We start from the raw sequence: 7,127 nt of genomic DNA on the forward strand, positions 1-7,127 counted from the left end.
CGCTTTTGCGGATACGAGCAGGTCCTAGCACCGTGACGACGGTTCCACCGGAGGCCGAACGGCTGCTCGAGAGCGAACCGCTGATGGCCCACCTCGGCACCTGCGTCGACGGCCGACCCCACGTCGCGCCCGTCTGGTACCGGTACGAGGACGACGCGGTCGAGATCGTTACGACCGGACGGAAACTCGAGAACGTGCGGAAGAACCCGCGCGTCTCCCTCTCGATCCAGGCCGACGACGCCGGAGAGACGAAGTGGATGGTTACCCTGCTCGGAACCGCGACGATCGTCGACGACGAGGACGAGACGGCCGCGGCGCAGAGACGGATCAACGAGAAGTACGGCGCGTCGCCGGACGCCTACGCCGAGAACACGCTGGTCCGGATCGAAATCGGGTCGGCGACCTACCGGACGTACTGAGACCGCACTCGAGTCTCGACGGCGACGGAATCGATCCCGTCTGTGATCGACCCGCCAGATCAGTCCCCTCCCGGCGACGGTTCGCGAAGTCCCGGATGGGTTTTCAGGTCGCGCACGCGTCGCATGGTGGCCCGGAGATCGGGCGCCGTCCCAGGCACCGCGAGGTCGTCGTCGGCCACTGTCTCGTCGTCCCCTTCGAGCTCCTCGAGCGACTTCGGGAAGCGGCGCAGATCCTTGTGAATCGCGAGCCCGGCGTACGCGCCGTCGCCGATCGCGATCGTCGTCTGGTTCTGGCCGTGGGTGACGTCGCCGACCGCGTAGACGCCGTCGACGCTGGCCTCCCGATTTTCGTCGACGTCGATCGCACCCTCGTCGGTGAGCGCGCAGCCGAGATCGGCGGCGAGGTCGGCGTTGTAGGCCGTCCCGTACATCGCGAAGCCGCCGAGGTAGTCGCGTTCGGTCCCATCACCGAAGGAGAGGCCGCCGAGCCACGGCGGTTCGTCTTCGTCGATGCTCTCGTCTGCGTACGCCGAGACGACGCTCGTGTCGACGCGATCGATCGGATGCGCCCGCAGCTGCTCGTCGGTTTCGTCGCTCCACTCGGGTTCCCGGCCGTCCAGCAGGAGGTCGACGTCGGCCGTGAAGTTGAGCATCGTCATCGCGACGTGGGCCGCGCTCTCGTCGTGGCCGAGGACGAAGACGGGGCCGTCGCCCAGCGTGTAGGCGTCGCAGTGGAGACAGTAGTGGAGTCCGCGGCCGGTAAAGCGCTCGAGTTCCGGAACCTCCGGACTACGGTCGCGGAAGCCGGTCGCGAAGACCACCCTGTCGGCCTCGACGGTGGCGTGGGCGGCCTCGAGCCGAAACCGGCCCCCGTCGTCTCCGGTCTCGGTGATAGAGTCGACTGCGTCCGCGTAGAAGTCCCCGCCGTAGTGCTCGAACTGGGCGACGGCGTGGGCTGCCAGTTCGCTCCCCGAGACGTTCTCGGAGACGCCGAGCAGGTTGTGGACGTGATTGACGGTCGCGTGGCGACCGCCTTCCTTCTCGAAGACGGCGGTGCTGTGGCCGAGGCGCGTCGTATAGATCGCCGTCGTCAGGCCGGCCGGCCCGCCGCCGACGACGACGACCTCGTAGGACGGAATCGAGTGGTCGCTCATCGGCGCCAACTCCACCTCGGAGCGTGTTGACGGTACGGCGTGCATGTGCACACGCGTCCCGGTAGTTCGGGCGAAAAAGCTACCGCGACTCGAGTCGCTCCCGCACGGCCGCGATAACGAGCGGGAGCGTGATCGTCGCGTCGCCGTAAACCGAGACGTTCTCGGCGTCCTTCTCGAGTTTGCCCCAGGAACGGGCCTCCTCGAGCGACGCGCCCGAGAGGCCGCCGGTCTGCTGGGGGTCCATCGTCAACTGAACGCCGTAGTCGTAGGCGCCGGGCGCGACGAGCATCGTCTGGAGGGTGAAGTTCTTCGGAACGCCGCCGCCGACGACGAACGCGCCGGCCTCGTCGGCCTCGAACGCGAGGTCGGTGAGACCGGTCATGTCGGCGAGCGCGTCGAGCGAAAAGGGCGAGGTCTGGGAGTACATCCACGCCTGGAGGCCGAGCACGGAGTCCTGGACCGCGGGACAGTAGATCGGGACGTCGTTCTCGTAGGCCGCGGCGGCGACGCCGGGCCCCTCGCCGACGTCGTCGCGTTCGTTGACTTCGGCGTTCGCCCGGCCGAGTTCGCGAGTGAGTCGCTCGATCGAGACCGGTCCCGACTCCTCGGCCTCTTCCTCGAGTACGGGGAAGACCTCCTCGCGGAGATGCGATTCGAACGTCGCGAAGAACTCCTGTGGGAGATAGACGTTGTAGATCCGGTCGACGCCCTCGTCGCGGAGCGTCTCGTCGTGTTCGCGCTCGGTCTTTCCCTCCGCCTGAACGCAGCCGTGGTGGTGTTTGCCGCCGATCGCCTCGATCGAGTCGTGGGTGAGGTTCGCCCCGGTCGTAATCAGCGCGTCGATGTAGCCGTCCCGGATCAGGTCGGCGACGATCCGTCGCATTCCCGTCGGGACCATCGCGCCCGCCAGCCCGAAGAAGACGGTCACGTCGTCGTCGAACATCGCCTCCGTCACGTTGACCGCCTCGTGGAGGTTCGCCGCCCCGACGCCCGCGTTGCCGTACTCGTCGGCCAGTTCGCCGACGGTCATCCCGGCTCGAGCCTCGGCGTGGCCGACCGGATCGTGTTCGAACGTCTCTCGCTCGGGTTCGTGGTGCGCGTGGTCGTCTTCGTCGCTCCCGTCGCCGTGCTCCTCGGTCATGTCCCCGAGTCGGCGGGCCAGCGCTTTGAACGCCGCGGTCTCGTTCTGGGGCGGTCACACAGCCGGGCGACCCCCTCCGTTCTCAGTCGCGGGTCGCCGACAGGGACGCGTCCAGAACGCTCGTCGGAAGCGTGACAGGGCCGATCCGTTCGACCGGGATCGGGAACGGGCACGCCACGTCGACGGCGCTGGATCGTTCGGCGAGCAGGTCGTCCTCGCGGAAGAGCTGGACGGCGATCAAGCCGTCGGGTGCTTCGACGGGGAAACACGTCGTCGCGCCCGGCGGCACCGTCAGCGTCTGGAGGTCGTCGGCAGCGGAGTCCGCGTCGTCGCGTCTCTCGGCCGGTTCTCGATCGCGGTCGTCGGTCGCGTCGTCCGCACCATCCCCGTCGCTTCCGACGATAATCTCGCCGAAGAATTCCTCCTGGCAAGCGTCGAACGCGGGGTTCGACGCCGTGAGGTCGCCGGCGCCGGGAACGACGGGATCGCCCCGGAACGCCTCCGCGGTGCCGACGATGGCGTCGTCGGGGATCTGCTCGAGGTCGCGCACGTCGAACGTTCGGGCGCCGTCGACGGCGCCGACCGGTTCGATCACGTTCCCGATCTCGCCGCCTGGGCCGACGAAGGTCGCCTCGAGAATCACGTCGACGAACTCGCCGAAGACGCGGACCGTCTGGCAGTCGACGAACTCGATGCGCTCCTCGGGCGGAGTTACGGGTCGCCACTCGAGCGTAACCTCGTGAGTCCCGTCGTTAGTCACGCAGAAAACCGCCGAGTCGTGTTTTTCGCCGGCGCAGACGGGCGTGAGTCGAACGTCCGTCGGAGCGACGCGGCTCTCGTCGCCGCTCTTCGGGCTGTCAGTCGTCGTCTCGTCGTCGATTCGACCGTCGCCGATGGCGGTGCCCGCGACGGCTCCCGACGCACCACCGATCACCGCGGTCGTAACGGTGACCCTTCGAAGCCACTCTCGTCTAGAAGGGGTCTCTTGTGTCATTGGTTGGTTTCCCCGGGAACGACCCCGAGAACACCAGTGAGTTACGCCGCATCGACCATTGTTATCGACAGTCTGCAGAACGGTTCACGAGGCCCAACAGTGCTCCGGAGCGGAAACGACTCCGTAGCGCGGGGTTCACCGTCGAGGCTCCGTCTGGCTGTGACGACCGCCTCTCGGCCGACCGTACCGACTGTACGTCCCGGCTACGGATCGAGACGACGGTGTACGTCGCCCCTGACGAGGGATGGGGGGACGTACAGCTGCCCGATCACAGCCCGGTCGGGACCTCGAGATACGTCGTCTCGAGCCCCCAGCCCTCGACGAGTTCCTGCAGCGCCCGGACGCCGAACGTCTCGGTGGCGTAGTGGCCCGCCAGCGCGACGTGGATTCCCGCTTCCTTGGCCTCGTGGTAGGCCTTCTGTTTGCCTTCGCCCGTGACGAGCGCATCCGCGCCCGTCGCGACGGCCTCGTCGAGCCAGTCGGTTCCGCTGCCGGTGACGATCGCGACCTCATCGATCTCGTCGGGGCCAAACTCGAGGAGTCGGACCGGCTGGCCGCCGTTCTCGAGTTCGGCCCCGAGGCGTCGCCGTAACTCGTCGGGCGCGTAGGGATCGGCCGCCGTCCCGCGCTGGCCGATGTGTTCGGGCCCGAGTTCACCGAACGGTGCTCGCGCTTCGAGTTCGAGCACGTCGGCGACGCCGGCGGCGTTACCCAGTTCCTGGTGGCCGTCCAGCGGCAGGTGCGAGACGTACAGCGCGAGGTCGTTCTCGAGCAGGGGCTCGAGCCGGTCGTAGGTGCGGCCGGTCACCCGGTCGAAGCCACCCCAGGAGATGCCGTGGTGGACGACGAGCGCGTCCGCGCCGGCGTCGACCGCGCGCTCGAACGTCTCGGCGACGCCGTCGACGGCGAACGCGACGTGGTCGACGCTTCCCTCGTCGGGACCTACCTGGAGTCCGTTCGCGCTGGCGTCGATATCGGCGTAGTCGTCCGTGCGTAGCTGCTCGTCGAGTCGGTCGACGACCGTGGAGAGTTCGAGCGTCATGTCGGGCAGTTGCGCCGCTGGTGGCTTGTAACCCTGCGGTCGACTCCCGCCGGTGGTTCGGTAGCGTCAAAAAAGTCCTCCCCGGCAGACGACGCCCTCGAGGCGAGTCCGTCGGCCGACGATTCAGGCTGCTTCGGGTTCCGGTTCGGTTCGGTCCGAGCGTTCGTCTTTCGCGTCGACGACCATCACGGGAACGCTCGTTTCGCGAGCGACGGTCTCGGTGACGCTCCCGAAGAGCGCACGCTTGACGCCGCCGCGGCCCTGCGAAGTCATCACGATGAGGTCGACGTCGTTCTCCTCCGCGAACCGGGAGATCACCGTACGGGGCACGCCGGCCTCGATCACCGGATCGACCGAGACGTCGGCCGACTCGGTGTAGTCGCGGATGCTGTCGATCGCGGCCGCGGCCTGCTCGTGGAGTTCGGTCATCTCGCCGAACTGTCCGGCGTCGATTCGCTCGACCTGTTCTGGTCCCAGCGCGTGGCTGATCGCGTCCGTGTCGACGACGTACATCGGGTACAGGGTCCCGTCGAATCGCTCCGCCAGTTCGACGGCGTACGGCGCCGCCTTCTCGGCCCGCTCGCTGCCGTCCGTCGGAAGGAGGATCTTCTCGAACATACGTATAGAAATACACGGATAACGCATAAAGAGGTACGGAGATACACGAAACTCACAAAGTAGCTGTGGATAATACGTCTTCGGGTGCTCGAACGTCCGCCCGACGATCCGCAGCGACCGGACCGTGCCTCCGAACGTCGCGGACGGCCCGCTACATCAGGTAGAACAGCGGGAACAGGAAGACCCAGACGATGTCGACGAAGTGCCAGTAGAGGCCGAAGAACTCGACCGGCCGGTGGTCCTCGAGGTAGGCGTCGATCGACCAGATCCGGTAGAGCATGAAGATGGCGATCAGCAGCCCGAGGATCACGTGGAGTGCGTGTAACCCGGTGGTTACGAAGTAGATCGAGTGCTCGATACTGGTCCACCAGTACTCGCCGATCGAGAACTTGTAGCCGTACTCGTAGGCCTTCACACCCATGAAGGTCAGTCCGAGCAGCAGTGTCGCACCGAGCGAGGCGAACAGTCCTCGTTTGTTCTGCCGTTCGGCCATCACGAGCGCAAGGACGACCGTGAAACTCGAGGTGAGCAGGACGTACGTGTTCAACAGGCCGGGCCAGGAAGCGAACGGGACTCTCGTCCAGTCGCCCCACCCTGCGTGGAGACGCATGAAGATGTATCCCCCGATGACGGCACCGAAGACGACGACGTCGGAGGCGAGGAACACCCAGACGCCGAACTTCGTGTTACCGACGCCCCCGAACGGCCAGCGCTCGGCGATGGCCATTTCGGGAACGACGAACTGCTCGCGACCGAAGTGGAACAGCGTGTACGCGAGGATCACCACGCCGAGCGCGGTGAGAACCGGATACACGATGTTCGGTTCGGCGCCGGTGCCGACGAGTCCCTCCGGTGCGACGCCGGTTCCCTCGGCGAAGTCGACGGTGTACGGCGTGATGCCGGTCAGTCCGAGGAAGAACACGAAGAGCCCGAAGCCGACGCCGAGCGGCCAGATGCTGGCGTGGTCGGCGTGTTCCTCCTCGCCGGCGGTGCTGACCCCAGCAGTCGTCCCCTCGCTGTGTGCGGCACCGCCGTCGGTCGCGGCCGCCGAGTCGTCGACGAACTCGAGGGAGCCACTGGCGTAGCTGGGACGACCGTCCCAGTTCTCGAGCGGCGGGGGCGAGGGGATTGCCCACTCGGCAGTCCGGGAGAACTCCCACGGGTTTTCGGGAGCGCGAGGTCCTGCAACCCAGCTGTGAGCGAACGTCGCGAACATGATCAGGAACGACGCGCCGAAGACGAACGCTCCGACCGTCGAGAGCTGGTGGTAGAACTGAACGCCCTCGGCGTAGTGGAAGACACGCCGCGGCGTCTCCCACGCGATGAACTGCGGGAAGTACAGCAGGTTGAAGCCGACGAAGTAGACCGCGAAGTTGAGCTTGCCCAGCGTCTCGGAGTACATCTTCCCCGTGATCTTCGGCCACCAGTAGTAGAGGCCGCCGACCAACGCCGTCACGCCAGAGGCCATCACGTAGTGGAAGTGGGCGACGACCCAGTAGGTGCCACGGAACTCGTAGTCGAGCACGACCGCACCCAAGAAGACGCCGGTGATCCCACCGAGGATGAACAACACGAGTGCGCCCAGCGCGAAGAGAAACGGTGTCGTAAACCGGACGCGTCCCTTGACCATCGTGTAGATCAGCGCGAAGACGATCAGATCGAACGGCAGCGAGATCCCGATTGTCGTCGCCATCATCAGCGTCTTGATCTCGAGGTTGATGGTCGTCAGGAACATGTGGTGCATCCAGACGAGGAACGA

Annotated in this window: 7 protein-coding genes; 1 reads left to right on the forward strand and 6 read right to left on the reverse strand. The window is 66.5% G+C overall.

Features of this window, described 5'->3' with window-relative positions:
- Positions 1–32: 32 nt before the first annotated feature.
- Positions 33–419, forward strand: a complete 387-nt coding sequence (locus CV102_RS12415; protein WP_148858320.1) for a pyridoxamine 5'-phosphate oxidase family protein — start codon at positions 33–35, stop codon at positions 417–419.
- Between the two features lie 59 nt (positions 420–478).
- Here CV102_RS12415 and CV102_RS12420 read toward each other — a convergent pair whose 3' ends face one another.
- The 6 genes from CV102_RS12420 to CV102_RS12445 form a co-directional block, all read right to left on the reverse strand.
- Positions 479–1,573 (reverse strand): NAD(P)/FAD-dependent oxidoreductase, encoded by a 1,095-nt coding sequence (locus CV102_RS12420; RefSeq protein WP_187432952.1) that lies wholly within the window; start codon positions 1,571–1,573, stop codon positions 479–481.
- A gap of 79 nt (positions 1,574–1,652) precedes the next feature.
- The gene (locus tag CV102_RS12425; RefSeq protein ID WP_148858322.1) at positions 1,653–2,714 is read right to left on the reverse strand and encodes a deoxyhypusine synthase; all 1,062 of its coding nucleotides are present in this window, start codon (positions 2,712–2,714) and stop codon (positions 1,653–1,655) included.
- Positions 2,715–2,796: 82 nt separating this feature from the next.
- Positions 2,797–3,708, reverse strand: a complete 912-nt coding sequence (locus CV102_RS12430; RefSeq protein WP_148858323.1) for a hypothetical protein — start codon at positions 3,706–3,708, stop codon at positions 2,797–2,799.
- Positions 3,709–3,976: 268 nt separating this feature from the next.
- Positions 3,977–4,750 carry a Nif3-like dinuclear metal center hexameric protein gene (locus CV102_RS12435; RefSeq protein WP_148858324.1) on the reverse strand — a complete coding sequence of 258 codons (774 nt, stop codon included), beginning with the start codon at positions 4,748–4,750 and terminating at the stop codon, positions 3,977–3,979.
- Positions 4,751–4,873: 123 nt separating this feature from the next.
- Entirely contained in the window at positions 4,874–5,368 is a 495-nt protein-coding gene (locus CV102_RS12440; protein WP_148858325.1) for a universal stress protein, read from the reverse strand.
- 151 nt (positions 5,369–5,519) lie between these two features.
- Positions 5,520–7,127: cbb3-type cytochrome c oxidase subunit I (locus CV102_RS12445; protein WP_187432953.1), on the reverse strand; the 1,608-nt coding region annotated here is incomplete at its 5' end.

Source organism: Natronococcus pandeyae (assembly GCF_008122205.1).
Taxonomy (GTDB): Archaea; Halobacteriota; Halobacteria; order Halobacteriales; family Natrialbaceae; genus Natronococcus; species Natronococcus pandeyae.